This is a genomic window from Microlunatus sp. GCM10028923 (genome assembly GCF_042666975.1).
GTDB lineage: Bacteria > Actinomycetota > Actinomycetes > Propionibacteriales > Propionibacteriaceae > Microlunatus.
Map to the genome: position 1 here is coordinate 1 of NZ_JBHTFF010000022.1, position 25,827 is coordinate 25,827.

The window sequence follows — 25,827 nt, forward strand, 5'->3', positions numbered from 1 at the left end:
ACCAACCTAGAAGAGCCGACCGCGTGCGCGTCCTCACATCTCCCACAACACGTCGAAACCTCCACCACACAAGGGGAACCCCGCCGATCAACCCGCCTCGATCACCCACACAAGCGTGAGGAGAGGCACATAGATACGATTCCAACAAGGGGTGCTGACAGTTCGCCAGGCCGTGCCGCAAGACATCGGCGACAGTTCTGATGTCGCGCAGGAACGGCCCGGTCTCACGGTAGGGAGCGCCAGTAGATCAGCCCTGCTTCGTTGCCGTGAGTGTTGGGGATGGTGCCGATGATCTTGAATCCTGCTCGCTCGTACATGAGGCGTGAGGGATTGTGCTGCTGCACGAGGTTGAACATCATCGCGGTGTAGCCCAGTCGTGCAGCCTCCTCGAGGGAGTGGGTCAGCAGTCTGCTGCCGACGCCGCGGCGGCGGGCCGACTCGGCCACGAGGTAGCCGCCCTGGGCGATGTGCGCGGCGAACGCGGGAAAGTTGGTGCGCAGAAAGTAGCCGCCGATCGCGGTGTCGCCGGCTCGGGCCACGTAGACACGCCGCCGCCTGATCCAGCCCTCATGGAAGACATCGCGGTCGGCTGCCCCGCCATCCGGTTGTGCGCCGCCGGAGGCCACGACACCGCGGTAGATCTCGAACAGGGCCTCGTGGTCGGATTCGGTCGCTGGCCCGATCACCAGCTCCCTGGCAGCTTCATCCATGGGGACAGTCGAACAGAGATCGCCGCCGCCGATACTGGTTGTCCACCATCGCCACTCCATGGCGCCGACCGGAGGACCTGTGCCCCAACCCGACTCGCTGGCTGAGTTCGTCGAGCAGATGGTTCGGGGCACCCTCGACTCCGGGTTCATCGAACTGCACCGCGAGGTTCTCCTCGCCGGCGACCTCTGGTTGGGAACCTGGATCAACCCGGCGACCGGCCGGTGCTACCTCGATCTGATCACGCGGCATCGGAATCAGCACGAGGCCCTGCGCCTCGCACGGCTCTACAGCCACGCGGGAGGCAGGTGGATCGTCGCCATCTGCAACCCTTTGCGCCAACAGACCCGGGAGGTCTTCGGTACGCACGGACCGTGATCATGAGCAGCGCCCTCACCTCCTGGCCCCGGTCCCGGAAATCGGTGGAGCCGAATCGGTTGACCGGCGGCCGGTGGGATGCAAGGCTTGGAATTAACAAACCGGGTTTCGCAATTCGTCACGGGAGCGCGCGTGTCAACCGAGGACCCCGCCGGCGCGGCCGTTCGGCAGGCCAATGCGGCGGCCTGTCTGACGGTTCTGCGGGACCAGCTGCGGCCGCTGACGATCGCCGAACTGGCCCTCGCGACCGGGCTGTCCCGGCCCACGGTCAACGCCGTGATCACCGACCTGCTCCGCTCCGGCCCGGTCCGCTCCGCCGGCTCCCGGCAGGCCCCGGGTGCCGGCCGGCCCGCGCGGGCGTACGGCTTCGACCCGGACGCCGGGCGGGTGGCCGGGATCGACGTCGGTGATCGCCGGGTACGGGCCTGGATCGCCGACCTGGCCGGCGGGCTGGTCGGTCGGGCCGAGACGCGGGTGCCCGGCGGGACCACGGGCGCCGGCCGGATCGCCGCCGTCCGGCAGACGGTTCGGGACGCCCTGGCCGACTCCGGGGCCGAGCCGGGCGCGCTGCGCTCGGTCGGGATCGGCGTGCCGGGCATCCTGGACTCCGCGGGCCGGGTGGCGCGCAGCCTCGCCGTGCCGGACTGGATCGGACTCGACCTGGCGGCTCGGCTGGAGCGGTCGCTCGGCTGCCCGGTGCTGGTGGAGAACGACATCAAGCTGGCCGCCCTGGCCGAGCAGCGGCTCCGGTCCGACGGCGACGACCTGGTGTTCCTCCAGTTGGGCCACCGGATCTCGGCGGCGTTGATCATGAACGGGGCGATCCTGCAGGGCCGGCACCGGCTGGCCGGCGAGCTCGGCAGCCTGCGCGGGATGCGCTGGACCGAGTCGTCGGTCCGCGGCCGGCTGCGCTGGCGTACGGCACGGACGGGGCGGAAGGTGTTCGAGCTGGCCCGGTCCGGTGATCATCGAGCGACCGCCGAGGTCGAGGCCTTCTGCGCCGAGATCGCCCCCAAGATCGCCACGCTGGCGCTCACCGTCGACCCGTCGGTGATCATCATCGGCGGCGGCCTCTCGCAGGCCGGGGACACCCTGATCGAGCCGCTCACCGCGGCGATCCATCACGACCTGATGACCGATGACAAGCCGGCCGTCGCGGCCGCGCACCTGGCCACCGAGGGCACCCTCTGCGGCGCGCTCGGTTCCGCCTTCGAATTCCATTCGGCCGAGATCCTCGGTGTGCCGGGGGTCCCGGCGCGCTGGAGTTCCTGGGCCGACACCCCGACCACCCAACGAGAGAACGCGAGGATGACCAGATGAAGTTCGGCTTCAGCTCCTACAGCTTCAACCAGAAACTCAGCAGCGGCGAGATGACCCTGTTCGACGTGATCGACTGGGTCGCCGAGAGCGAGGGTGAGCACCTCGAACTGGCCGCGATCTACCCGAACGCCGACGGCCCGGTGCCCAACGCGGACAGCGATCCCGGCTTCATCGACAAGATCGCCGAGCACGCCGGCACCCGCGGCGTGACCCTGTCCAACCTGGCCATCGGGGCCAGCTTCCTCGGCGACGAGGCGGAGAACGCGGCCGAGGTGGAGCGGGTCAAGGCCCACGTCGACCTGGCCGAACGGCTCGGCATCAAGCTGATGCGGCACGACGTGGTCCGGCACTCCGGCATCGAGGGCGACGACACCCCGGCCTTCGAGGAGGCGTTGCCCAAGATCGTCAAGGCCAGCAAGGAGATCGCGCAGTACGCCGCGACGAAGGGAATCACCACCAGCCTGGAGAACCACGGCTTCTTCGTCCAGGCCAGCGACCGGGTCCGCCGGATCGTGCACGCGGTGGCCGAGCCCAACTTCAAGACCACCCTGGACGTCGGCAACTTCATCTGCGTCGACGAGGACTCGACGGTCGCGGTGCCGGCCAACCTTCCGTACGCGATGATCGTGCACTTCAAGGACTTCTACATCCGGCCGGCCGACCGGAACCCCGGTGAGGGCTGGTTCCGCAGCCGGGGCGGGAAGTACCTGCGCGGCGCGATCGTCGGCAACGGTGACCTGGACACCTGGAGCATCGCGAAGTCGATCAAGGAATCCGGTTACGACGGCTACGCCTCGATCGAGTTCGAGGGCCACGAGGACTGCCTGATCGGCTGCGCCCGTGGTGTCGCCAACGCCAAGCGGATCTACGACGAAGCCTGACCCCGGCAAGCTCAACTGACCCCGAAATCAAGGAGAACCATGCAGCAGGTCAAGATCGGCGTCGTCGGCACCGGCGGCATCGCCGGCTGTCATCTGAAGGCCTATCAGGGCAACCCGCGGGCCGAACTGCTCGCGGTCTGTGACATCAACGCCGACCGGGCCACCTCGGTGGCCAAGCAGTGGGGCGCCGCCCGGTCCTACAGCGATCCCGCGGAACTGTTCGCCGACCCGGACGTCGACGCGGTGAGCATCTGCACCTGGAACAACACCCACGCCGAGCTCGCCGCCGCGGCGATCGAGGCGGGCAAGCACGTGCTGGTCGAGAAGCCGATGAGCCGCACCTACGCCGAGGCGCAGAAGCTCGAGGACGTGGTGAACGCCCATGATCGAATTCTGCAGATCGGCTTCGTCCGGCGGCATTCGGCGAACTGCCGGGTGCTCAAGTCGTTCATCGACGCGGGCGAGCTGGGCGACCTCTACTACGGCAAGGCCAGCTGCATCCGGCGGGTCGGCAACCCGGGCGGCTGGTTCGCCAACAAGGCGATCTCCGGCGGCGGTCCCTTGATCGACATCGGCGTGCACGTGATCGACCTGGCCTGGTACCTGATGGGCAACCCGCGGGTCACCTCGGTCAGTGCGAACACGTACGAGAAGCTCGGCAACCGATCCAACATCACGACCATGCCGCGCTACAAGGTCGCCGACTACGACCCGACCCTGAACGACGTCGAGGACATGGCGAACGCCATGATCAGGTTCGAGAACGGCGCGTCGCTGATGATGGACGCGTCCTTCTCGCTGCACGCGACCGAGGACTCGCTCACCGTTTCGGTGTACGGGGACAAGGGCGGCGCCGACCTGGAGCCGAAGCTGCAGATCGCCACCGAGAAGCACGAGACGGTGCTCAACGTGACGCCGCGGATCGGCTTCGACACGTTCAACCTGGACGACGGCTTCAACCACGAGATCGAGAACTTCGTCGCCGCCTGCCTGGGCGAGGCGGAGAGCATCGCCCCGGTCTGGCAGGGCGCCGAGATGATGAAGATCCTGGACGCCGTCTACGTCTCGGCCGCGGAGGGCAAGGAGATCCAGGTCTGACCGAGGCCTCGGCGCGCGGGTCCTGGACCCGCGCGTTGATCATCAGCGCAGCGCTGGCGATCTTGCTCGCGCTGACCTGGCTCGTCTCCGATCTTGCGGTACGGCGAGCCGACCCGGCCGTGGTCGCGGCCGGGCGGTCGGCGTTCAGCGCGCTCGGCCTGTGCCTGCTGGCGTTCCGCGGCAAGGGCGCGCTGCGGCGTTCGGTCGACCAGATCCGGCGCCGCCCGCTGGCGCTCGGCCTGTCCGGGCTGCTCGGCGTCTCGATCTACGCCCTCGGCTCGCTGACGGCGATCTCGCTGGTCGGCGTGACCGTACCCAATCTGCTGCTGGCGACCACGCCGTGTCTGTCGCTGCTGATCGGCGTGCTGTTCTTCCGCAAGCGGACCAGTTGGCCGGCCGTCGCGGGCGTGATCGCCGGCTCGGCCGGCGCGGTGCTCTTCGTCACCGCGAGTTTCGCGCTCCGGCCCGACCTGCCGAGCTCGACCCTGCTGTCCGGGGTGCTGGCCTCGGTGGTCGCGGTGATCGCGATCGCCGCGTACGGCCAGCACTACGCCCGGCTGTCCAAGGGACAGGACCCGTTGGACCTGTTGCCGGGGATCTTCGGCATCGGGACGCTGGTCGTGATCATCTTCCTGGTGATCACCGGACAGCTCGGTGGCGTGGCCCGGCTGACCTGGCTGGACCTGGGCCTGCTCGCCCTGCTCGGGGTCGGGATCTACGTACCGGTCTACGTCCTGCAGCACCAGCTGATCCACCTCCGCGGCGCCGTGTTCAAGGCGTCCATCTCGCTGGTCGTCCCGTTCCTGGTCCGGATCGCCGAGACCCTGCTCGGGGCGCCGCCGCCGACCCTGTTCGAGCTGGCGACGATGCTCATCTGCGTGGCCGGCGTGGCCCTGGTGATCCGGCACCCGGAGCGGGACCGCGACGGCGGGTGACACACTGGCTCCATGGCAGGCAAGGCACATCACTATCGGGTGACGACGACGTGGACCGGCAACACCGGCACCGGGACCTCGAGCTACCGGGACTACTCCCGTGATCATGAGGTGGTGATCGAGCCGAAGCCGGAGCCGCTGCTGGGCTCGGCCGACCCGACGTTCCGCGGCGACCCGCTGCGCTACAACCCGGAGGAGCTGCTGCTCACCGCGCTGAGCCAGTGCCACATGCTGTCGTACCTGCATCTGTGTGCGGTGAACAAGATCATCGTGACCGGCTACGTCGACCGGGCCGAGGGCACCATGGAGACCGACCAGAACGGCGGCCACTTCACCGAGGCCACACTGAACCCGGAGATCACGATCACCCCGGAGTCCGACGCCGAACTGGCCGCCCGGCTGCACGAGCCGGCCAGCGCCAACTGCTTCATCGCCGCCTCGGTCAACTTTCCGGTCCACCACCGGCCCACGATCACCAGCTGAGCCAGGGGGATCAGGAGAGCAGCCGGACGCTGAACAGGGTGGCGGCACGGAGCCGGCGGACGTTGTCCGGGTCGCCGCCGTTCTGGCTCTCCCAGTACGTCGACGCGACGTAACGGGCCAGGGACAGACGGCAGGCCTGATCATGATCGACTTCGGCGGCCTCGGCGGCCGCCCTGGTCAGCTCGGCCAGGGCGTCCGCGTCGCCGATCTCGGGCAGCCGGCTCCGGACGATCGTGTGCACCTCGTGGGCGACCGGCCCCGCGACGAGCAACGGGTCGATCGCGACCCAGCGTCCCTCGCCGCCGGAGCGGATGTTGTCCAGGCTCAGGTCACCGTGGGTCAGCCGGTCCGAACGCTCGGCGCCGAGCTCGGTGACGCCCAGCAGGGCCTGGGCGAACACGTCGTCCGGGAACGCGAGGCGGGCGCCGTCCGCGGCCTCGTGCTGTTCGATCAGCTGGTGCCGCCAGGCCGCGGCGCCGTCGGCCAGGCCCGGGATGCCGCCCGGGGCCGGGGTCCGGCCGAGCTGCTCCGCCAGTCGCCCCGCGATCCGTACCGCAACGAGCGGGTCCGGTTCGTCCGACAGCGACGGGCCCGGCAGCCACTCCAGCAACAGGGCGTTGTCCGCGGACTCGGCCTCGAACAGCCGCACCGCGCCGTTCCCGTCGAAGGCGTCCAGGGCGGCGGCCTCCTTCGTCGCGTCGATCATGGGCCCGATGATCTTGAGCGCGGCCGGGCCCGAGGTCATGATCACCGGGACCACGATCGAGGTGGCGCCGGCGGACACCGGTCCGTTGATCGTCAGGCGCCAACGCCGGCACAGCTCGGCACAGCGCGCGGGCAGCTCGGTCAGCCAGGCAGCGCCGGCGTCCGGACTTCGGCGCAGCACTTCGTGCCGGAACCGTTCCGGGACCTGAAGCTCGAAGGCGTGCACCCGTCGAGTCAACCACCGGGCCGGGTTCCGGCCGGCAGCCGGGCATCGCGCGGAGACCGGCCGGTGTTGCGTTTGAAGGCTCGGCTGAACGCCTCCTCCGAGTCGTAACCGACCCGTCGAGCGACCGCGGCCACGCTGAGGGTCGTCGATCCGAGCAGGTCCCCGGCGACGTGCATCCGCCAGCCGGCCAGATAGCGGATCGGTGGCAGGCCGAGCGTACGGCGGAACCGCTCGTCCAGCAGGGACTCCGACACATGCGCCAGCCCGGCCAGCGTCTCGACCTGCCAGTGCACCTCCGGCGCCTCGTGGATCGCCGCGAGAGCCGGAGCCAGCACCGGATCGCCGAGCGCGGCGAACCAACCGCACTCGATGTTCGGCGCGCTGGCCAGGTGCAGCCGGAGCACCTCGCGCACGATCAGTTCCGGGAGCTGGGTCGGGCAGGCCAGCCCGCCCCGTTCGGCCGGAGCGGTCTGGGCCAGCGCGTAGTCGATGCTGGCCCGGACCCAGTCCCGGGCCGGTCCGGAGCCGAGGCTCACCACGAACAACGGCGGCAGGGCGCGCAGCCGCGGATCGAACAACGGGTGATCACTGGACAGGTAGCCGCACACGACATCGGTCGGCCGGCCGCCGGCACCGAGGGTGATCACTGGCATCCGGGCCCAGGGCGGGGGATCGAGCAGCTCCTCCATCGGCACGATCTCGCTGTCCGCGGACCCGCCCATGGTGTGTACGTCGCCGTACGGAACGACGATCACGTCACCGGCGCGGGCCCAATGCCGCTCGCCGTCGTGCAGTGCGACCCAGCATCGGCCGGTGGCCACCAGATGGAACAGCGCGACCCGGGGCGACCCCGGACTCAGCAGTGCCGCGGTGACCGTCGGAGTCGGCGACCGGTACGCCCAGGCCTCGCTGTATTCACCGCGCAGGAAGACGGCCCCCTGGAGTCGCATCCGGCTGAGCATCTCGACAAGCGTGGTCTTCCGGTCAGGCTCGGCGGGGGCACGGTCATGGTCGGCCGGCACCGCTCGCACAAGACTGAGTCTGACAGCGATTCGCCACGATTGAAGGAGAAGTCATGCTTTTCATGGACGTCCACGAGAACCTGACCGGAGTCAAGGCGGCCGACGTCGCCGAGGCCCATCAGAAGGACCTCGCCATCCAGGACCAGTACGGCGTCGACTACCGGCAGTACTGGGTCGACGAGGCGGGCGGCAGGGTGTTCTGCCTGGTCGAGGCGCCGTCCGCGGAGGCCGCCGCCGCGGTGCACAAGGAGGCCCACGGCCTGCTTCCCGATCATGCCTACCCGGTGACCGAAGGGGTCTGACCGGAGGCCGGGCAGGGTGGCGGGTCAGCGGGTCGTGTTGATCACCCGGTAGCGCAGATGGGTGGCGTTGGGGGAGTCGATCACCTCGGTCCGCTCCAGCGTCACCTGGCCGCCGAGGTGATCGAACAGCCTGGTTCCGGAGCCGAGCAGGACCGGCACCAGGTGGAGCTGGAGCTCGTCCATCAGTCCGGCGGCCAGGCATTGCTGGGTGACGCTGGCCCCGTGCACGCCGACCGCTCGGTCCCCTGCGGCCGCCTTCGCCTGCTCGACCGCGCTCCGGACCCCGTCGGTGACGAAGGTGAAGACGCCGCGAGCCCGTACCGTCTCCGGCTCAGGGGCCCGGTGGGTCACCACGAAGCAGGGCAGCTGCCCGGCCGGACCACCGTCGCCCCAGCCGCCGTCACCCTCGGCCAGGTCATAGGACCGGCGGCCCATCAAGATCGCCCCGGCCCCGTCCCGCATCCCTTCCAGCAGGTCGGTGTCGACCTGGTCCGGTGCCCACAGCCACCGGTGCAGCGCGTCGCCGCCGTCGCCGAGCTGCTGCTCCCGGGTGACCTGGGGGCCGGTGACGAAGCCGTCCAACGACATCGAGATCCCGGCGATGATCTTGCCCATGATGGTTCCTCCTTGATCGAGTACGGCGACCTCCGCCGTCACCCCCTCGTCGGAGCCGAACCGCCGGTCACGACAGTCCGCGGCAAGAACCTTCTGCAGCTAGGCGAAGTGGATCCGGGTGGTGAGGTACTCGGTCAGGTCCGGTTGGTCGTCGAGGTCGTTGATCATCTGCGAGAACCGCCAGTAGGTCCGGAACGCCTCGAACCGCGGCAGCGGGAGGATCTCCTCGTAGCCGCGGCGGAAGTCGTCCGGGCGGGTGAGGCACAGCTCGGCGACCGTCAGTTCCAGCTCGCGCGGCCCGGCGACGTAGGAGTCGAGGTCGACCACGCCCGCGATCCGGGCGCCGTCGTAGACGAACTGGTTGGCGGAGACGTCCGGCATGATCGGCGCCGGCGCAGCGGCCAGCGCGTCCGGGTCGGTCCGGACGATCCGGTCCTCGAGGAAGGCGACCACGTCGGGTCGGTGGGTCCAGTAGCTCTCGACGATGGTCGCCATGCTCCGGTTCGCCCGGGCGATCAGCCCACCGGGATCGAACGGCTGGTGCTCCAGCGTCCCGAAACCTTCCAGCCGGCTGCCGTCGGCGTGCAGCGTGGCCAGGTAGCGGCCCAACTGCTCGTGCACCTCCGCTGAGTCGGGAAACTCGTCCGGCTCCCACGCCTCGCCGTCGACCCAGCTGAAGATATAGGCCGTGGTTTCAAGGAACGGCCCGCTGGCCACCGGCCTCGGCGCGGCCACGATGCCGGCCCGCGCGATCCGCTCCGCGAGCGGTCCGACGTGGCCGAGCTGGGTGCCGTACCGAAGGCCGAACGTGTCCCGCAGCTGTTGCCAGTACGCCGACAGCCGGTCCGGCCGGAGCAGCGGCACCCGCAGCGAATAGCGAACTCCGGCGACCGTGGTGAGCCGGAAGACGTGGTTGGAGCTGCGGGCGATCTGCTCGAGCTCGTCGATCGGCTCGCCGAGCAGCCGCTCCGCCACCGCCCTGACCTCGGTCTTCATGACCCGGGACGCTACGTGCCGTCCGGGACCGGCGGCCACCTGTTTATCCCCCCGCCGCGAATCTCGGAAAAACTTCGGCCGAAGTGTCGTGATCGTGTCGACGGCTCCGTACGAGAGGTGACAGCAACCCAGACCAAGGAGTCATCATGACCGCACAGACCCTCTCCGACACCGCCGTCCGGCCGGCCCGGACGGGCGGCCGGATCCGTACCGTCGCCTCCTGGATCCTCCAGGTGGCCCTGGCCAGCCAGTTCGCGATGGCCGGCATCCCCAAGCTGACCGGCGACCCGATGATGGTCGGCATGTTCGACGCACTCGGAGCCGGCCAAGGGCTCCGGTACGTCGTCGGCTCGCTCGAAGTGGCCGGCGCCGTCGGCCTGCTGATCGCACCGGTGGCCGGGATCGCCGCGATCGGCCTGTTCGCCCTGATGATCGGCGCGGCCGTGTCGAGCGTCGGGCCGCTCGCCACCAGCCCCGCGATCCCGCTGACCGTGGCCGCCGTCGCGGCCGTCGTGGTCGTCCTGCGGCGGCATCGGCTGCTCGACTTCGTCACGGTCATTCGCCGGTACGCTGAGCGGACCGCAACGACGAGGAAGGCCCGGTGATCTCCATGAAGTACATGCTGATGACCTTCGGCGACGAGACGTCCTGGGACTGGGACCAGTGGCCGCGGGAGAAGGTCGAAGATCATTTCCGGAACATGAGCGCGTTCCTCGAGGAGCTGCAGGGCACCTCGGAGCTGGTGACGGGCGAGGGCCTCACCCCGCCGTCGCACGCGCTGACGGTGGAGCTCCGCGACGGCCGGCCGGTGGCCTCCGACGGCCCGTACGCCGAATCCAAGGAAGTGCTGGCCGGCTTCCTGATCGTCGAGACCGAATCCCATGATCGGGCCCTGGAGTTGGCCGGCCGGTTCGCGGGTCTGGTCGAGAGCCGGGTCGAGCTGCGGCCGGTCGACGAGGCCGCCGGGCCGGACTACATCTGAACCCGGTGGCCCGGACCAGCGGCTTCGAGAGCCTGCTGCGCGAGATCGCGCCGCAGGCTCTCGGCGCGCTGACCCGGCGCTACGGACGGTTCGATCTCTGCGAGGACGCCGTCCAGGAAGCCCTGCTGGCGGCCGCGACCCAGTGGCCCGAGGCGGGGGTGCCGGACAATCCGGCGGCCTGGCTGACCACCGTTGCGGGCCGCAAGCTGACCGACCTGCTGCGCAGCGAACAGTCCCGGCGGCAGCGCGAGCAGCGGGACTTCGTCCGTGAGGTGCCGATGCCGTCGCCGACGCCGGACACCCCGCGGCCGGAGGACCGCGACGACACCTTGATCACGGTCTTCCTGTGCTGCCATCCGGACCTCAAGCCGCCATCTCAGATCGCCCTCACGTTGCGCGCGGTCGGCGGCCTGACCACGGCCGAGATCGCCCGCGGGCTGATGATCCCGGAGACCACCGTCGGGCAGCGGATCACCCGGGCCAAACAACGGATCCTGGAATCCGGCGCCCGGTTCCGGATGCCGGAGCCGAAGGAACGGGACAAGCGGCTGGCCGCCGTGCTCCAGGTGCTCTACTTGATCTTCAACGAGGGTTACACGGCCTCGTCGGGCCCGGACCTGCAGCGGGTCGAACTGGCCGACGAGGCGATCCGGCTGACCCGGCTGCTCTGGTCCCGACTGCCGGACGAGCCCGAGGTCGGCGGGCTGCTGGCCCTGATGTTGATCACCGCGTCCCGCCGGGACACCCGGACCGGTCCGGCCGGCGAGCTGGTCCCGCTGGCCGAGCAGGACCGCAGCCGCTGGGACCGGACCATGATCACCGAAGGGGTCGGGCTGCTCGAGCAGGTGCTGCCACGGCAACGGCCGGGCAGCTACCAGTTGCAGGCCGCGATCGCCGCCTGTCATGCCGAGGCGGAGCGGTACGAGGACACCGACTGGCCCCAGATCGCTGCCCTGTACGGGGTTCTGGACCAGATGTCGGACGATCGGATGATCACGTTGAACCGGGCCGTCGCGGTCGCGATGGCGTACGGGCCGGCCGCCGGGCTGAAGTTGATCGACGGTGTCGTCGATCATCCCCAGCTGGCCGGGCATCACCGCCTGTTCGCCGTCCGGGCCCATCTGCTGGAGCAGGATGATCAACCGGCGGCGGCCCTCGAGGCGTACCAGGAGGCCGCGCGGCTCACCCTCAGCCAGGTCGAGCGGCGCTACCTGCAATCCCGCGCCGCTCGCCTGGCGAAGGACTAGGCGTCCGCCTGACCCTCGATCGCGGCGATCCGCCGCTGGATGTTGCGGAGCCGGGTCAGGTCGAACTTCGGCTTGCGGTCGAAGAAGAAGATCCCGTTCTGCTCCTGGAACACGTCGGTCAGCTGGGTGTAGCAGTAGCCGAACATGTTCGGGTCGTCCATCAGCACCTTGAGCAGCCCTTCGAACCGCTCGTAGAACTCCTCCTCGGTGCGCGGCCGATCACCGTACCCCCAGGACTCGCCCTCCTCGACGCCCGAGGCAGCCACCTCCGGGTTCCACCAGATGCCGCCGAACTCGCTGCAGAAATAGGGCTGTCCGCGGTACGGCAGCGACCAGAGCCGGTCCGGTGCTTGATCATCCGGATTCGCGTACGGCTTGCCCTCGGCCAGCGGGGCCATGATCGCGGCGAACTTGGCCGGATCCTGCTCGTAGTTGTGCGAGTCGTAGATGTCGGTCTCGGCGACCCGGTGCGAGTAGCCGGAGGAGTCGATCACCGGGCGGGTGGTGTCCATCGCCTTGGTGGCCAGGAACATCCCGCGGGTGACGTCGTCCAGCACGGTGACCTGATCACTGATCACCTGCCAGGTCTCGTTCAGCGGGCACCAGCCGACGATGCTCGGGTGCGAGTAGTCGCGCTCGACCGCCTCCAGCCACTGGGTGACGTACCCCTGGGACGGCTGCTGATGATCATAGGGAGCCTGACCGGTGCCGCAGCCCCAGTCGCCGAACTCGCCCCAGACCAGGTAACCCAGCCGGTCCGCGTGGTAGAGGAACCGCTCCTCGAACACCTTCTGGTGCAGCCGGGCGCCGTTGAAGCCGGCCTCCTGGCTGAGCCGGATGTCGTCGATCAACGCCTGGTCCGACGGCGCCGTCATGATCCCGTCCGGGTAGTAGCCCTGGTCCAGCACCAGCCGCTGGAACACCGTGCTGCCGTTGATCCGTACCTGCTTGCCGACGATCGAGACGCTGCGCAGGCCGGCGTAGCTGAGCACCGAGTCGATCAGGTTGCCGTCAAGATCACGGAGCTCGATCGCCACGTCGTAGAGGTACGGGTCGTCCTGCGACCAACGCCGGGCCTTGTCGGCCGGCAGTCGGACCTCGGTCCGCGGGGCAAGATCAAGATCGGCCCGGACCGATCGCACGGCGACCGTTCCGGTGTCGTCGGTGATCGCGATCCTGATCATGGTGTTGTCGCGGTTCTCAGACAGCGGCAGCTCGAACTCGAACGAGGTGCCGGCGACGTTCGGCGTGATCCGGGGCCGGCGCAGGTGGTGCTGCGGCACCGACTCCAGCCAGACGGTCTGCCAGATCCCGGTGGTCCGGGTGTAGAGGCAGCCGTACTTCTCGTACCGGGTGGACTGCTTGCCGCGCGGCTGCGGGCTGTCCCGGTCGTCGCGAGCCCGGACGGTGATCCAGGCGGGCCGGCCGGGCGTCACGGAGTCGGTGATGTCGAGCGTGAAACCGGTGAAGCCGCCCCGGTGCCGGCCGACCTCGACGCCGTCGACCCAGACCGTCGCGTCGTAGTCGACCGCCTGGAAGTGCAGCAGCACCCGGTCGCCGGCCCAGTCGTCGGGCACGGTCACCTCGCGCCGGTACCAAACGGCGGTCATGAAGTCGACGTTCCCGATGCCGGACAGCTCGGACTCCGGCGCGAACGGCACGGTGATCTCGTCCGGCAGATCGCTGGTCACCAGCCCACGCTGCAGGCCGGAATCACCCGGATCCTGGGCGAACTGCCATTGGCCGTTGAGGTTGAGCCAGCGCTGCCGGCGGAACTGCGGGCGCGGGTATTCGGGTCTCGGGATGTCGGTCACGAGGTTCCTTCGGTACGGATCGGAGGTCACGGTGTCAACGAGGACAGAGTGTCTATCGTGGCAGACTCCGCCCGGCGCCACGCCTGGAGGTCGCGATCAGTTGGTCGGGCCGTCAGCACGCAGCAGACTGGCGCCATGGACGGCCAACGAGCTTTGCCTCCGACCCTGGCGCCGGCCCGCCTGGATCACCTCCGCCGCGGCATCTCGGGCACCGGACCACTGCAGCAGACCCTCCTGCCCTTCACCGGGGAGCCGCTGACCGAGCTGCCGACTTCGACCGCCGACGATCTTGATGCCGCGGCCGACCGGGCCCGGGCGGCCCAGGCAGGCTGGGCCGAGATGCCAACGCGGGAGCGGGCAGCGGTCGGCCTGCGGTTGCAGGAGTTGATCTTGGACCGGTCCGGCGCCCTGCTCGACGTGATCCAGGCCGAGACCGGGAAGGCCCGCGGGCACGCGTTCACGGAGCTGCTCGAGGTCGCGCTGCTGACCCGGTTCCTGGGCCTGGTCACCCCGGCGACGCTGGCGCCGCGCTCGCTGCCGGGGGCGTTGCCGATCTTCACCCAGGTCCGGCAGCACCGGACTCCGGTCGGACTGGTCGGCCTGATCAGCCCGTGGAACTATCCCTTCTCGCTGGGGGTCGGCGACGGACTGGCCGCGCTGCTGGCCGGCAATGCCCTGCTGCACAAGCCGGACAGCCAGACCGTCCTTACCGCACTGCTCGGCCGGGAGCTGATCATCGAGGCCGGGCTGCCGGCCGACCTGTGGCAGATCGTGGTCGGTCCCGGCGGCGAGGTCGGCCCGGCGGTGATCGACCGCAGCGACCAGGTGATCTTCACCGGCTCGACGGCGACCGGGCGGCAGGTCGCCGAACGCGCGGCGCGGCGGATGATCAAGACGAGCCTCGAACTCGGCGGCAAGAACCCGATGATCATCCGGGCCGACGCCGACCTGGACCGAGCGGTGCCCGGCGCGGTCGCGGCCTGCTTCTCCTCGGCCGGCCAGCTCTGCGAGTCGATCGAGCGGATCTACGTCCACCGGGCGGTCGCGGCGGACTTCACCCGGCGGTTCGCCGCCGTCACCGACCGGCTGGTGGTCGGCACCGGGTTCGGCGACGACTACGACATCGGTTCGCTCACCTCGGCCGGCCAGTTGGCCAAGGTCGATGATCACGTCACCGACGCGGTCGCGCTCGGGGCGCGGGTGCTGTCCGGCGGCCGGCCGGTGCCGGAGGCGGGACCGTACTGCTACCGGCCGACCGTGCTCACCGACGTGCCGTCGACGGCCCGCTGCTACCGGGAGGAGACCTTCGGCCCGGTCGTCGCGATCACTCCGGTCGAGTCCGACGACGAGGCGGTCGCGCTGGCGGCGGACTCCGAGTACGGCCTGAACGCGTCGATCTGGTCCGCCGACGCCCGCGCGGCCCGGGCGCTCGCTGCGCGGCTCCCGTCCGGCAAGATCAACATCAACGACGGCTTCGCCGCCGCGTACGGCTCGGTGCACGCCTCGATCGGCGGCTGGGGCCGGTCCGGCGGCGGTCACCGGCACGGCCGGGAGGCCTTGCTCTCGGTCACCCGGGTGCAGACCGTCGCCCGGCAGGTCGGCGTGCCGACCGGCGAGTTCGGACCCTTCCGCGGCTTGTCGTACCGCCGCCTGATGAGCGACGTGCTGCGGGCGGTACGGATCCTTCCCGGCCGCTGACCTGCGCACCCGGCCCGGCACGGTCGACTGCCACAATGCCCGGGTGCCGAATCGCCGTACCGTGCTCGCCGCGATCGTGTCCCTCCCGCTGCTCGCCTCCTGCTCGGGCACCGGCTCGCGGGCCCCGGAGCTCGCGCTGGACCGGGTCTGGGACCGGCCGGTGCCCTGGGATGCCGGGCGCGGGATCGACTACCTGGTCGACCGGTTGAGCCTGGTCGGGAACACGGTCCTGTACGCCGAGGGCGCCGAGCGCGAGCCCGAGCGGATCACCGCCCTGGACGCGGCCACCGGGGCGGAGCGGTGGTCGATCAAGGTCGGGCAGTCGATCACCGCGCCGACGGTCGGGCGGGTCCGGCTCAGCGGCTGCGGGCGGGTGGCGGCCGGCTCCTTCGGGGCGAGCTTTCAGAATCCCCTGCTCCGGGCCGTCGGCGACATCCTGCCGCTCCCGTACGTCAGCGACGACGGTGCGAAGCCGGCCAGCGGGGTGATCGGGGTCCGGTTGACGACCGGCGAGCCGGTGTGGGGCGTCGCCACCTCGGAGCCGTCGGCCGATCGTCCCGTGATCACCGCCGTGTCCGACGCGTGCGTGATCATCACCGTCACACCCGAGGTCGGGATCGACTGGCCCGCGGCCGACGCACCGGTGACCACGATCGCCGTCGACGGCCGGACCGGGCGTACCCTCTGGTCGGCACCGGACGTGCTCGGCCTCGGGGCCGACGGTGAGTTCGTGGTGGTCGGACAGCGCGAGCTCCGCGCCGGCAGCCGCGCCGTCTGGACGCTGCGAACCCTGGCCGCCGGGACCGGTGAACAGCGCTGGGCTGATGATCAGGAACTGCGTTACCTCGGTGATCATCGCGCCACCGCCGCGGGCTACACCGTGTTGAACGGCTACCGGGTCTTCCGGCTGGCCACCGGCGAGCGGATCGACTACGAGGCCGAGGCCCAGCCCCTGCCGATCATGACCGATCCGCCGCTGCTGGCCTGGGACGCCGGCGACGACTGGTGGAGCCCCTGGTCGAGCGGCTTCTTCACCCAGGTGCTGCCGGACGGGAAGCCGCAGCACGGCCGCGGCCGCCCGGGCGGACTCGAATTCGACGTGCGGTCCGGAGTCGGCCCCTATGTCTGGGGAGAGCTGACGGGCACCCAGGGCACCTGGGAGAGCGACGCCGACCTGATCGGCGTGGCGGCGCTCGACCGCTCCGGCACGCCGCGCTCGCCCAGCCTGCACGGCATTCTCGCCGCGGTGAACGACCGCTGGCTGATCACCGTGGACTCGAAGGGCTTCGCGACGTACCGGATCGCGCCGGCCTGAACCGTCAGCCGACCGGCGCGGGGCTGATGTTGTGGTTCCGGGCGAACAGGTTGGCCGGGTCGTAACGTCGCTTGATCGCCGCCAGCCGGCTCAGGGTCGCCGGCGGGTAGACCGCGGCAAGATCATCCGCGGACGTCCCGCCGAGGAAGTTGGCGTAGGCCCCGTACACGTACGGATCCAGCCGTTCCCACAGCGCCGCCACCCCGGGGCCGGCGGCCTCGATCACCGGTGGCGGTCCGGCGACGATGGTGGTGATCATCAGCTCGGCCTGCCGGTACGGATACGCGGTGGCCTCGCCGGCCACCCGGGACACGGCACCGCCGAGGCTGCGCAGGGCGATGAACGGAGACCGTCCGGACGTGCCGACCTCGGCCAGGATCGACAGCGCCTGCGGTACGGAATCCCTGTCGACGAAGGCGTTGCGGGGGATCAGCTGCAACCCCGGCGGCAGCACCTGGCCCTCCACCAGCAGGTCCCCGTACGGGCGGAGCGTGACGTCGTCGTCGATCACCGGCGCGAGCCGGCGCAGCGGCTCCAGGGTCCGGGCCGCCAGGTCGGGATCGTCGGTGTCCACGGCGACGTGGACCTGGACCGGAGCCTCGGGACCGCCGGCGGCCGGGTTGGCCAAGTCGGCGATGGCAGTGAGCTCCGGTGCCGCGTCGCGGATCAGGTCGGCCCAGCCCAGGAGCACCTGCGTCGCCTGGTCCCGCGGGAAGGTGATCTTGCCGAAGTGGACGTCGGTGGTCGGATGGGCCGCGAACTCGAAGGCGGTCACGATCCCGAAGTTGCCGCCGCCACCGCGGATCGCCCAGAACAGGTCGGCATGATCATCGGCGTCGGCCCGGACCAGCTCGCCGTCCGCGGTGATCAACTCCGCCGCGACCAGGCTGTCCAGCGCGAGCCCGTACTTCCTGACCTTCCAGCCCATCCCGCCGCCCAGCGTCAGGCCGCCGACGCCGACGCTCCGGGTGTCGCCGGAGGAGATGGCCAGACCGTGCGGGGCGAGGGCGTCGGCGACCTGGCCCCAGGTGGCCCCGCCGCCGATCCGGACCAGGTGCCGGTCCTCATCGATCACCTCGACGCCGGCGAGCCGGCCGAGATCGATCACCACACCGCCGTCGTTGGTGCCGAAGCCGGCGAACGCGTGGCCGCCGCCGCGGACGGACAGCGGCAGGCCGCTCGCCGCGGCGAACCGCACCGCGGCCCGGACATCGGCCACCGTCACGGGTCGCAGGACCATGGCCGGGCTGCCCAGGGCGAGCGGCGTCCGGCTCGCCGCCGGGTACTGATCACTGCTGCTGTCGATGATGTCTCCGCCGAAGTCACGGCCGAGGAGTTCGAGCGTCGTGCTCATGATGTGTCCTTCCAGGTCAGCTGAACGTTCACAAGACGCCGCCCGACGAGGCGCTGTGACCGGCCTCCGTTGTGACCTAGCTCACCAGCCCCGGCCTGTCACACGCGCGCGGTGGGTGGAGTCTTATGGGTGTCCGCCGAACCAGAGGAGCACCATGGCCAGCGACCCGGACGCCGCCACCGAGACGTTCGTCGAGCACCGGAACCTGCTCTTCACCGTGGCCTACGAGCTGCTCGGCTCGGCCGCCGACGCGGAGGACGTGTTGCAGGAATCGTGGCTGAGGTGGGCCGCGGTCGACCTCGACGAGGTACGGGACCGGCGGGCCTACCTGGTCCGGATCGTCACCCGGCAGGCCCTCGACCGGTTGCGCTCGCTCGGCCGGCGCCGGGAGTCCTACGTCGGTCCGTGGCTCCCGGAGCCGCTGCTGACCTCGCCCGACGTGGCCGAGGACGTCGAGCTCGCCGAGAGCGTGTCGCTGGCCATGCTGCTGGTGCTGGAGACGCTGTCACCGACCGAGCGCGCGGTGTTCGTGCTGCGCGAGGTCTTCGGCCTCGGGTACGACGAGCTCGCCGCGGCGGTCGACAAGAGCCCGGCCGCGGTCCGCCAGATCGCGCACCGCGCCCGGGAACACGTGGCCGCCCGCCGGCCCCGCGGCGAGGTGTCCCGGGAGGAGGCCGGCGCCGCGCTGCAGGCGTTCCAGCGAGCGGTCGAGACCGGCGAACTGCAGGCCCTGGCGGACCGGCTGGCGCCCGACGTCGTGCTGCTAGGCGACGGCGGCGGCGTCGTCCAGGCGACCCTGGAGCCCCTGGTCGGCGCCGACCGGATCGTTGACCTGCTCTCGCTGCGGATGCCGATCCTGGACATCGAGTCGATCGAGCAGGTCATGATCAACGGTTGGCCGGCCCTGATCATGCGCATCGACGGCAAGATCAACACCGTCCTCACGGTGCGGCTCGACGGCGGCATGATCACCGGGATCTACCTGGTCCGGAACCCGGCCAAGCTCTCCCGCCTCACCGAGCCGACCACGATCACCCGCTGATCGAACTCACGTGATCAGCAGGGGTGCCTCGGCCAGACCCGCCACCAGTCCACGCGTATCTCGGCGAGCGCGGCAAGGGTCCCACTACCTCGAGTGTGACGTTACGGACCGATGAAATCGATATCGGTTGGTCGTATCGTCACACTCGGCGCCCCAGCGCTCGATCGCTCGATCGGTCGCTCGGGGCGGCCGGTGGCGAGCGGGCGGCGCCAGTCAGCCGGGATAGCGGGGAGTGCCGTTGACGACAACCCGACGCAAGTCAGCCGGAGTAGCAGGAGTGCGGTTGTCGACAACCCGACACGGAATCCCACTAATCGCGTGCGGTTGTCGACAAACCCACGCGTGGGGGCGGGTTGAGGCGGTGGTGATCGGCAGCCCGGCCGGTTCCACGCCGAGCCGGCCGGGGCCCGCTTCGACCGCGGGATCCCGGTGCTGGGCTACGCGTTCCGTCGACTCACCGGCATCAGGTCGTGACGCGGTCCATCACGTCGGGGTGTGGGCCGATTCGGGCGTCGGTGTTGAGGGCGCTGATCGCGGCGACGTCGGCGTCGGAGAGCTCGAAGTCGAACAGGGCGAAGTTCTCTTCGACCCGGCTGCGGGTGATCGACTTCGGGAAGACGATGTCGCCGCGCTGCAGGTGCCAGCGCAGGGTGACCTGGGCGGGGGTCCGGGCGACCCGCTCGGCGATGCCCTTGATCACCGGGTCCTCCGCGACCTTGCCCTTCGCGATCGGCGCCCAGGCCTCGGTCGCGATCCCGTGCGCCTGGTTGTAGCCGCGGACGACGTCGTTGGTCAGGTACGGGTGCGCCTCGATCTGGTTGATCGCGGGCACGGTGTCGGTCTCGGCGGCCAGCCGGTCCAGGTGGGCCGGCTCGAAGTTGGAGACGCCGATCGCGCGGACCCGGCCGCCGGTCAGGATCTCCTCCATCACCCGCCAGGTCTCGACGTAGTCGCGGACGGTCGGCAGCGGCCAGTGGATCAGGAACAGGTCGAGATAGCCGAGGTCGAGCTCGGCCAGCGTCCGCTCGAACGCGGCCAGGGCGTCGTCGCGGGTCTGGTACGGGTTGTTCAGCTTGCTGGTGACAAACACGTCCTCGCGGGCCAGCCCGGACTCCCGGACCGCCTCGCCGACGCCGCGTTCGTTGCGGTACATCTCGGCCGTGTCGATGTGCCGGTAGCCGATCTGCAGCGCGGCCAGGGTGGCCTCCCGGGTCTGCTCCGGCGGCACCTGGTAGACCCCGAATCCCAACTGGGGAATGGTGACGCCATTGTTCAAGGTGATCACTGGCACGGAAGTCATGCCCGAAGCCTATCGGCCGCGGCCGCGCCGGTTCCTGGTGGTCGGCGTGATCACGTACGCGGTCGGGCTGACCCCGCCGAAGCTCAGCACCCGCTCCCGGATGATCTTGATCCCGCCGGTCCGCTGGACGGATTCGGCGAACAGCCGCTTGTCGTCGGTGAGCAGCACGGCCCGGCCGCGCTGGTCGAGGATCCGGCCGATCTCCCGCAGCGCGGCCGGATAGAGCTGTTCGTTGTCGCGGTGGCTGCCGACCTGCTTGCCGAACGGGAGGTTCGCGATCACCCGGGCTGCCGCGCCGTCGCGGAGGTCGATCGACTCGGCCGATCCGGTACGCCAGCGAGCCCGGATGCCGAACCGGTCGGCGTTGAGCTTGGCCAGCCGGATCGCCTCGGGGTCCCGGTCGGAGCCGAAGAGCCGTACCTCGGGCACGGCCAGTCCGGCCAGGACCAGCAGGGTTCCGGTGCCGCAGAAGGGATCCGCGACCAGGTCGCCGGGGCCGATCTTGGCCAGCCGGACCAGCGTCGCCGCCAGCACCGGCGTGCTGGACCAGGGCAGGCGCTCCAGCCGGCCGAAGCGCCGGGTCCAGTGCAGCGGCCCGAGCTCGGCCAGCCAGCGCTCCCCGTACCGGGTGAGGTTGACCAGCCAGTCGCCCGGCGCGTTCTCCCAGCCGAACTCCGCGCTGATCCGCTCGGTGAGGGCGGTGCGGACCTCGGTGGAATCGTGGCCGACCCGGAAGGTGACCGGGCCGTGCTCGGGAGCCAGCGCCGCGATCATCCCGCGGTCGGCGGACTCGCGCAGCGGCCCGAGGTCGGGTTCGGCCGCATCTCCGAGGGGCAGCGACGCGGTGGAGCTGAGCCGGAGCCGGGTCAGCGTCTCGGGCGGGCCGGTGACGGTCGCGGTGACCCGGCGCTCGCCCAGGGCCAGCTCGGTCAGGCCGGCGTCGCCGAGCTCCTCGGCCAGCAGGTCCTCGGCGCCGCCGATGGTACGGAACTCCACCCGGTCGGTGATCATGCCCGGCTCCGTCGCCGGGCCAGCTGCCGCTGGGCGTACCGCTGGATGATCAAGGTGAGCACTCCGGCCACGATGATCGCGGCGAGGTTGATCAACAACTGCAGGGCCGAGCCGCCGGCCTCCCACGGAACCCAGTAGGCGAGGGCGACCGCGGCGTTGGCGGCGGCCGGGATCGTGGTCACCGAGATCAGCACGCCGACCAGGGCGCCGGACTTCGCCGCGGTCAGGGACAGCATCCCGGCGATGCCCGCCAGCAGGCCGATCACCCAGGACAGCGCGTCGGGGTGCCAGATGAAGCTGGTCAGTGGACGCGGCTCGAGCAGCATCTCGCGATTGATCAGGCCGAGCGCGGTGAACAGCCAGGTGGTGCCGATGGTGATCATCATGCCGACGCCGAAGCCGGCCAGCAGGGTGCCGAAGGGCCGGGCGATCAGGCTCCGCCGGCCGCCGACGATGCCGGTGCAGAGGGCGGCCAGCGGCCCGAACTCCGGACCGACCACCATCGAGCCGACGATCAGGATCGGCTGGTCCAGCAGCACGCCGATGCTGGCGATGATCATGGCGACCGTCATGAAGACAAGGTACGTCCAGCTCAGCTTCGCCTCGTCGCCGGACCGCTGCTCGATGTCGGACCAGACGATCGCGTCGCTCGACTCACCCGGCGTCTGGTCGACGGCCGAGTCGGCCGCGGAGGAGAGCGTGAGGTCGACCTGTTCGACGCTGATGCCGCCGTGCTCCTCGAGCCCCAGCTCGCGGAGCCGGTCCAGGATGTCCTGGGCGCCCTCCCGCGCGATGTCGCAGCTGATCACGTCGCCGGCCGGACGTTGCGCGGCGCCGCGCAGCACGAACAGGTGCGTCACCGCCTCGTCGTCGCGCAGCAGCTCCAGCGTCGGCTCGGTGAGCCCGTCGGGTGAGATCACCCGCAGATGCAGCATCCGGTCCTCCTCCGTGATCATTGTGCTCGACGCCCGAACTCTCGATTCGCCGTCCAGAATCGCATAGCCTTCCCGACAGCGCGGAAGGGAGCGAGGCGATGATCGCCGAGAACACGGCCGGAACGGAACTGTGGACCCCGGACGAGGACGCGATGCTGCGGTCGCAGGTGGCCCGGTTCCGGGACTTCGTGGCCGCCGACCTCGGCCTGCAGCACCCCGACTACGGGTCGCTGCACCGCTGGAGCGTCGAGCGGCCGGAGGAGTTCTGGGCGGCCCTGTGGCGCTACTTCCGGCCCGGAGTCGATCTTGGCGCGGAACGGATCCTGGCCGATCCGACGATGCCCGGCGCCCGCTGGTGTCCCGGCGCGCGGATCAACTTCGCCGAGGAGATGCTCCGGCCGCTGCCGGACGAGTCGCCGACCGCGCTGATCGCGATCGACGAGCGGGACCAGCCGGTCGAGCTGACCCGGGCCGAATTGCGCTGCCGGGTCGCCGGACTTTCCGAGACCCTGCGGGCGGCGGGGATCGGGCCGGGCGACTGCGTCGCCGCGTACCTGCCGAACGTCGCGGAGACCGTGATCGCGCTGCTGGCCGCGGCCAGCGTCGGCGCCACCTGGACCTCCTGCTCGCCCGACTTCGGGGTGTCTGCCGTGGTCAGCCGGTTCGAGCAGGCCAAGCCGACGGTGATCTTGGTCGCCGACGGCTACCGCTACAACGGCAAGCTGTTCGACCGGACGGCCCAGGCCCGCGAGTTGATCACCGCCCTGCCCGGGCTTCGCCTGGTGATCACGGTCGACCTGGTCGGCGGCGCCGACTGGTCCGACCTCGGTCCGCATCGGATCGCCTGGACCGACGCAGTGGCCCCCGAGGCCGAGCTGATCTTCGCCGACCTCGAGTTCGATCATCCGCTGTGGGTGCTCTGGTCCTCCGGCACCACCGGCCGGCCGAAGGGGATCGTCCAGTCCCACGGCGGCATCGTGTTCGGCTTTCTGGCCTCGATCGGGCTCGGCTCCGACATCCGGCCGGACGACCGCTACTGCGTGATCACCTCGGCGAGCTGGATGATGTGGAACTACCTGGTCGGCGGGCTGGGCCTCGGCGCCACCGTGATCTTGTACGAGGGCAGCCCGATGGCCGGCGGCGGCGACGCGGTCTGGCGGGTCGCCGCCCGGACCGGGGCCACGGTGCTCGGGATCGGCGCGGGCTACCTGGACGCCGACTTCCGGGCCGGCGCGCGGCCCCGCGATGATCATGACCTGAGCCGGCTGCGGTCGATCCTGCAGACCGGCTCGACGCTGCCGACCGAGGCGTGGGTCTGGGTCGCGGAGGCGGTGTCGGACCGGTGCTGGTTCGCCTCGGTCAGCGGCGGCACGGATCTCTGCGGCGTGCTGATCGGCGCGTCCCAGCTGCTCCCGGTGCACGCGGGCCGGATGGCGGCGCCGTACCTCGGGGCGGACCTGCACAGCTGGGATCCCGACGGCCACGACCTGATCGGCACCGAGGGCGAGCTGGTGATCACCGCGCCGCTGCCGTCGATGCCGCTCCGGCTGCTCGGCGACCCGACCGGGGAGCGCTACCGGGAGACCTACTTCGATCTCTATCCCGGCGTTTGGCGGCACGGCGACTGGATCACGATCTTCGCCGACGGCTCGGCGGCGATCTCCGGCCGCTCCGACGCCACCCTGAACCGGCAGGGAGTCCGGATGGGCTCGGCCGAGCTGTACGGCGTCGTCGAGGGGGTGCCCGGCGTCGCGGACAGCCTGGTGATCGGGCTCGACCTGCCGGACGGCGGCTACTTCCTGCCCTTGTTCGTCGTCACCGATGCCGAGATCGAGCTGGATGACGCACTGACGGCGAAGATCAAGTCCGAGCTGCGGACCAAGCTGTCGCCACGGCACGTCCCGGACGCGATCATCGCCGTGCCCGCGGTGCCGCGCACCCTGACCGGCAAGAAGCTCGAGGTGCCGGTGAAGCGGATCCTGCGCGGCGCCGACCTGGCCTCGGTGAGCGGCGGCCGCGGCTCGATCACGGCGCCCGAGATGCTCGACTGGTTCGCCGACTTCGCCCGCCACGAGCCGCGCCTGGCTCCGCTGCGCGACCAGAAGGGGAACTGAACAACGTTCCCTGAGCCTGTCGAAGCATGTCCTGAGCCTGTCGAAGGGGGCAAGGCCCGGTCAGGCTGGCACTTCGACAAGCTCAGTGCGCGAGAGTTACGCTGATCATGATACGAGACGTTCTGTCCTGAAATGTGAGACGATCATGATCAGTGAGTTCCGGCGCTGGGCACTGCTGGCGGTGAGCATGCTGGCGCAGGCGACCAGTGCGTTCTTCGTTCACGGCACGGCGTTCCTGATTCCCGAACTGCACGGCCGGCATCGGCTGACGCTGGTCGAGGCCGGTGTCGTGGTCGCCATGCCGACGATCGGGACCATGCTCACCCTGATCGCCTGGGGAGCCGCCGTCGACCGCTTCGGCGAGCGCCGGGTGCTGGTGGTCGGCACCGCGCTCACCGCGGTCGCGGGTGCCGGGGCGGCGCTCACCGCCTCGTCCATGATCATGATCTCGGTGTTCCTGCTGCTCGGCGGGATGGCCGCCGCCAGCACCAACGCCGCCAGCGGGCGGGTGGTCGTCGGCTGGTTCCCGGCGCACCGGCGCGGCCTGGCGATGGGGATCCGGCAGATGGCCCAGCCGCTCGGGGTCGGGCTGGCTGCGATCACCGTGCCCACCCTGGCTCCCGGGTACGGGATCGGCGCCGCGCTCTGGCTGGCCGCGGCGCTGGCCATCGCCGCCGCCGGGCTGTCGTACCTGGTCGTCCTCGACCCGGCTCGGCCCGAGCGGTCCGACCCGGCCGCGGCGGGTCAGCTGGCGAACCCGTACCGGAGCGGCGGGTTCCTCTGGCGGGTGCACGCGGTGTCGGTGCTGCTGGTGGTGCCGCAGTTCATGGTCTGGACGTTCGGCCTGGTCTGGCTGATCGGCGAACGGGGCTGGTCGCCCGGCGCCGCCGGCACCTTGATCGCGATCACCCAGGTGCTCGGCGCCCTGGGCCGGATCGCCGCCGGGCAGTTGTCGGACCGGGTCCGGAGCCGGATGCGGCCGCTGCGCTGGGTGGCGATCGCGGCGGCCGCGACGATGATCATGCTGGCCGCCGCCGATCAGTTCGATTCCCCTGCGGCCGTGGTGCTGTTGGTCCTCGCCACCGTGATCACGGTGGCCGACAACGGGCTCGCCTTCACGGCGATCGCGGAGCGGGCCGGTCCGTTCTGGTCCGGCCGGGCGCTCGGCGCGCAGAATACGGCCCAGTTCCTGACCGGTTCGCTGGTGCCGCCGGTGCTGGGCGCGGCGATCACCGTGCTGGGCTTTCCGTTGGCCTTCGCCCTGACCGCGCTCTGCCCGGCCGTGGCGGTGTCGTTGGTTCCGGTACGGCAGGAGGAGTTGATCAGCTGACGAGCTGATCAACTCC

General features: G+C 70.5%; 25 protein-coding genes. 15 read left to right on the forward strand and 10 right to left on the reverse strand.

From position 1 onward, the window contains the following. Window positions 1-224 precede the first annotated feature (224 nt). Window positions 225-710, reverse strand: a complete 486-nt coding sequence (locus tag ACFQU4_RS35100) for a GNAT family N-acetyltransferase (RefSeq protein WP_377501289.1) — start codon at window positions 708-710, stop codon at window positions 225-227. Window positions 711-768: 58 nt separating this feature from the next. Here ACFQU4_RS35100 and ACFQU4_RS35105 point away from each other — a divergent pair, with 58 nt between their 5' ends. From ACFQU4_RS35105 to ACFQU4_RS35130, 6 genes are all read left to right on the forward strand, one after another. Then, entirely contained in the window at window positions 769-1,086 is a 318-nt protein-coding gene (locus ACFQU4_RS35105) for a hypothetical protein (protein WP_377501291.1), read from the forward strand. 132 nt (window positions 1,087-1,218) lie between these two features. Continuing rightward, a complete protein-coding gene (locus ACFQU4_RS35110) occupies window positions 1,219-2,406 on the forward strand; it encodes an ROK family protein (RefSeq protein ID WP_377501293.1) in 1,188 nt (395 codons plus the stop codon). After that, on the forward strand, window positions 2,403-3,287 hold the full coding sequence (locus ACFQU4_RS35115) for a sugar phosphate isomerase/epimerase family protein (RefSeq protein WP_377501295.1): 885 nt from the start codon (window positions 2,403-2,405) through the stop codon (window positions 3,285-3,287). The genes ACFQU4_RS35110 and ACFQU4_RS35115 overlap by 4 nt, the downstream gene beginning before the upstream one ends. A 39-nt stretch (window positions 3,288-3,326) precedes the next feature. Continuing rightward, the gene (locus tag ACFQU4_RS35120; protein ID WP_377501297.1) at window positions 3,327-4,385 is read left to right on the forward strand and encodes a Gfo/Idh/MocA family protein; all 1,059 of its coding nucleotides are present in this window, start codon (window positions 3,327-3,329) and stop codon (window positions 4,383-4,385) included. A 35-nt stretch (window positions 4,386-4,420) separates the two neighbouring features. Further along, complete coding sequence (locus ACFQU4_RS35125; protein ID WP_377501299.1) at window positions 4,421-5,320, forward strand: DMT family transporter; 900 nt, start codon at window positions 4,421-4,423, stop codon at window positions 5,318-5,320. A 12-nt stretch (window positions 5,321-5,332) separates the two neighbouring features. Continuing rightward, window positions 5,333-5,803, forward strand: a complete 471-nt coding sequence (locus tag ACFQU4_RS35130; RefSeq protein ID WP_377501301.1) for an OsmC family protein — start codon at window positions 5,333-5,335, stop codon at window positions 5,801-5,803. Between the two features lie 10 nt (window positions 5,804-5,813). Here ACFQU4_RS35130 and ACFQU4_RS35135 read toward each other — a convergent pair whose 3' ends face one another. Then, entirely contained in the window at window positions 5,814-6,734 is a 921-nt protein-coding gene (locus ACFQU4_RS35135; protein WP_377501303.1) for an aminoglycoside phosphotransferase family protein, read from the reverse strand. Between the two features lie 8 nt (window positions 6,735-6,742). Further along, the gene (locus ACFQU4_RS35140) at window positions 6,743-7,696 is read right to left on the reverse strand and encodes an AraC family transcriptional regulator (protein ID WP_377501305.1); all 954 of its coding nucleotides are present in this window, start codon (window positions 7,694-7,696) and stop codon (window positions 6,743-6,745) included. A 113-nt stretch (window positions 7,697-7,809) separates the two neighbouring features. Between ACFQU4_RS35140 and ACFQU4_RS35145 the strand changes: the two genes are divergently transcribed. Next, window positions 7,810-8,058: a nickel-binding protein gene (locus ACFQU4_RS35145; RefSeq protein WP_377501308.1), complete on the forward strand. Its 249-nt coding sequence runs from the start codon at window positions 7,810-7,812 to the stop codon at window positions 8,056-8,058. Between the two features lie 24 nt (window positions 8,059-8,082). Here the strand turns inward: ACFQU4_RS35145 and ACFQU4_RS35150 are convergent, their stop codons facing one another. Next, entirely contained in the window at window positions 8,083-8,673 is a 591-nt protein-coding gene (locus ACFQU4_RS35150) for a dihydrofolate reductase family protein (RefSeq protein WP_377501310.1), read from the reverse strand. A 99-nt stretch (window positions 8,674-8,772) separates the two neighbouring features. Beyond that, a complete protein-coding gene (locus tag ACFQU4_RS35155) occupies window positions 8,773-9,669 on the reverse strand; it encodes a phosphotransferase (RefSeq protein WP_377501312.1) in 897 nt (298 codons plus the stop codon). Window positions 9,670-9,815: 146 nt separating this feature from the next. Here ACFQU4_RS35155 and ACFQU4_RS35160 point away from each other — a divergent pair, with 146 nt between their 5' ends. The 3 genes from ACFQU4_RS35160 to ACFQU4_RS35170 are packed head-to-tail and all read left to right on the forward strand — an operon-like array spanning window position 9,816 to window position 11,898. Beyond that, window positions 9,816-10,274 carry a DoxX family protein gene (locus ACFQU4_RS35160; protein WP_377501314.1) on the forward strand — a complete coding sequence of 153 codons (459 nt, stop codon included), beginning with the start codon at window positions 9,816-9,818 and terminating at the stop codon, window positions 10,272-10,274. Between the two features lie 5 nt (window positions 10,275-10,279). Beyond that, window positions 10,280-10,651 carry a YciI family protein gene (locus ACFQU4_RS35165; protein WP_377501549.1) on the forward strand — a complete coding sequence of 124 codons (372 nt, stop codon included), beginning with the start codon at window positions 10,280-10,282 and terminating at the stop codon, window positions 10,649-10,651. A 5-nt stretch (window positions 10,652-10,656) separates the two neighbouring features. Next, the gene (locus ACFQU4_RS35170; RefSeq protein ID WP_377501316.1) at window positions 10,657-11,898 is read left to right on the forward strand and encodes an RNA polymerase sigma factor; all 1,242 of its coding nucleotides are present in this window, start codon (window positions 10,657-10,659) and stop codon (window positions 11,896-11,898) included. On the opposite strand, the gene ACFQU4_RS35175 is transcribed toward ACFQU4_RS35170, so the two are convergent. Continuing rightward, a complete protein-coding gene (locus ACFQU4_RS35175) occupies window positions 11,895-13,712 on the reverse strand; it encodes a glycoside hydrolase family 2 protein (RefSeq protein WP_377501318.1) in 1,818 nt (605 codons plus the stop codon). The genes ACFQU4_RS35170 and ACFQU4_RS35175 overlap by 4 nt on opposite strands. Window positions 13,713-13,847: 135 nt before the next feature. On the opposite strand from ACFQU4_RS35175, the gene ACFQU4_RS35180 reads away from it, so the two are divergent. Together ACFQU4_RS35180 and ACFQU4_RS35185 are read left to right on the forward strand one after the other, a co-directional pair. Beyond that, on the forward strand, window positions 13,848-15,410 hold the full coding sequence (locus ACFQU4_RS35180; protein ID WP_377501320.1) for a succinic semialdehyde dehydrogenase: 1,563 nt from the start codon (window positions 13,848-13,850) through the stop codon (window positions 15,408-15,410). 43 nt (window positions 15,411-15,453) lie between these two features. After that, window positions 15,454-16,725, forward strand: a complete 1,272-nt coding sequence (locus tag ACFQU4_RS35185; RefSeq protein WP_377501322.1) for a hypothetical protein — start codon at window positions 15,454-15,456, stop codon at window positions 16,723-16,725. A gap of 4 nt (window positions 16,726-16,729) precedes the next feature. Here ACFQU4_RS35185 and ACFQU4_RS35190 read toward each other — a convergent pair whose 3' ends face one another. Next, window positions 16,730-18,079, reverse strand: a complete 1,350-nt coding sequence (locus tag ACFQU4_RS35190) for an FAD-binding oxidoreductase (RefSeq protein ID WP_377501324.1) — start codon at window positions 18,077-18,079, stop codon at window positions 16,730-16,732. 154 nt (window positions 18,080-18,233) lie between these two features. Here ACFQU4_RS35190 and ACFQU4_RS35195 point away from each other — a divergent pair, with 154 nt between their 5' ends. After that, window positions 18,234-19,121, forward strand: coding sequence for an RNA polymerase sigma-70 factor (locus tag ACFQU4_RS35195; RefSeq protein ID WP_377501326.1), 888 nt, complete (start codon window positions 18,234-18,236; stop codon window positions 19,119-19,121). Between the two features lie 463 nt (window positions 19,122-19,584). On the opposite strand, the gene ACFQU4_RS35200 is transcribed toward ACFQU4_RS35195, so the two are convergent. From ACFQU4_RS35200 to ACFQU4_RS35210, 3 genes are read right to left on the reverse strand one after another with little or no spacing between them, the layout of a single operon-like run. Next, window positions 19,585-20,421 (reverse strand): aldo/keto reductase, encoded by an 837-nt coding sequence (locus tag ACFQU4_RS35200; protein ID WP_377501328.1) that lies wholly within the window; start codon window positions 20,419-20,421, stop codon window positions 19,585-19,587. Between the two features lie 9 nt (window positions 20,422-20,430). Further along, window positions 20,431-21,432, reverse strand: a complete 1,002-nt coding sequence (locus ACFQU4_RS35205; RefSeq protein WP_377501330.1) for a TRM11 family SAM-dependent methyltransferase — start codon at window positions 21,430-21,432, stop codon at window positions 20,431-20,433. Then, window positions 21,429-22,388 (reverse strand): DUF389 domain-containing protein, encoded by a 960-nt coding sequence (locus ACFQU4_RS35210; protein ID WP_377501332.1) that lies wholly within the window; start codon window positions 22,386-22,388, stop codon window positions 21,429-21,431. The genes ACFQU4_RS35205 and ACFQU4_RS35210 overlap by 4 nt, the downstream gene beginning before the upstream one ends. A 77-nt stretch (window positions 22,389-22,465) precedes the next feature. On the opposite strand from ACFQU4_RS35210, the gene ACFQU4_RS35215 reads away from it, so the two are divergent. After that, window positions 22,466-24,481, forward strand: a complete 2,016-nt coding sequence (locus ACFQU4_RS35215; RefSeq protein WP_377501334.1) for an acetoacetate--CoA ligase — start codon at window positions 22,466-22,468, stop codon at window positions 24,479-24,481. A gap of 145 nt (window positions 24,482-24,626) precedes the next feature. After that, window positions 24,627-25,811, forward strand: a complete 1,185-nt coding sequence (locus tag ACFQU4_RS35220) for an MFS transporter (protein WP_377501336.1) — start codon at window positions 24,627-24,629, stop codon at window positions 25,809-25,811. Window positions 25,812-25,827 lie beyond the last annotated feature (16 nt).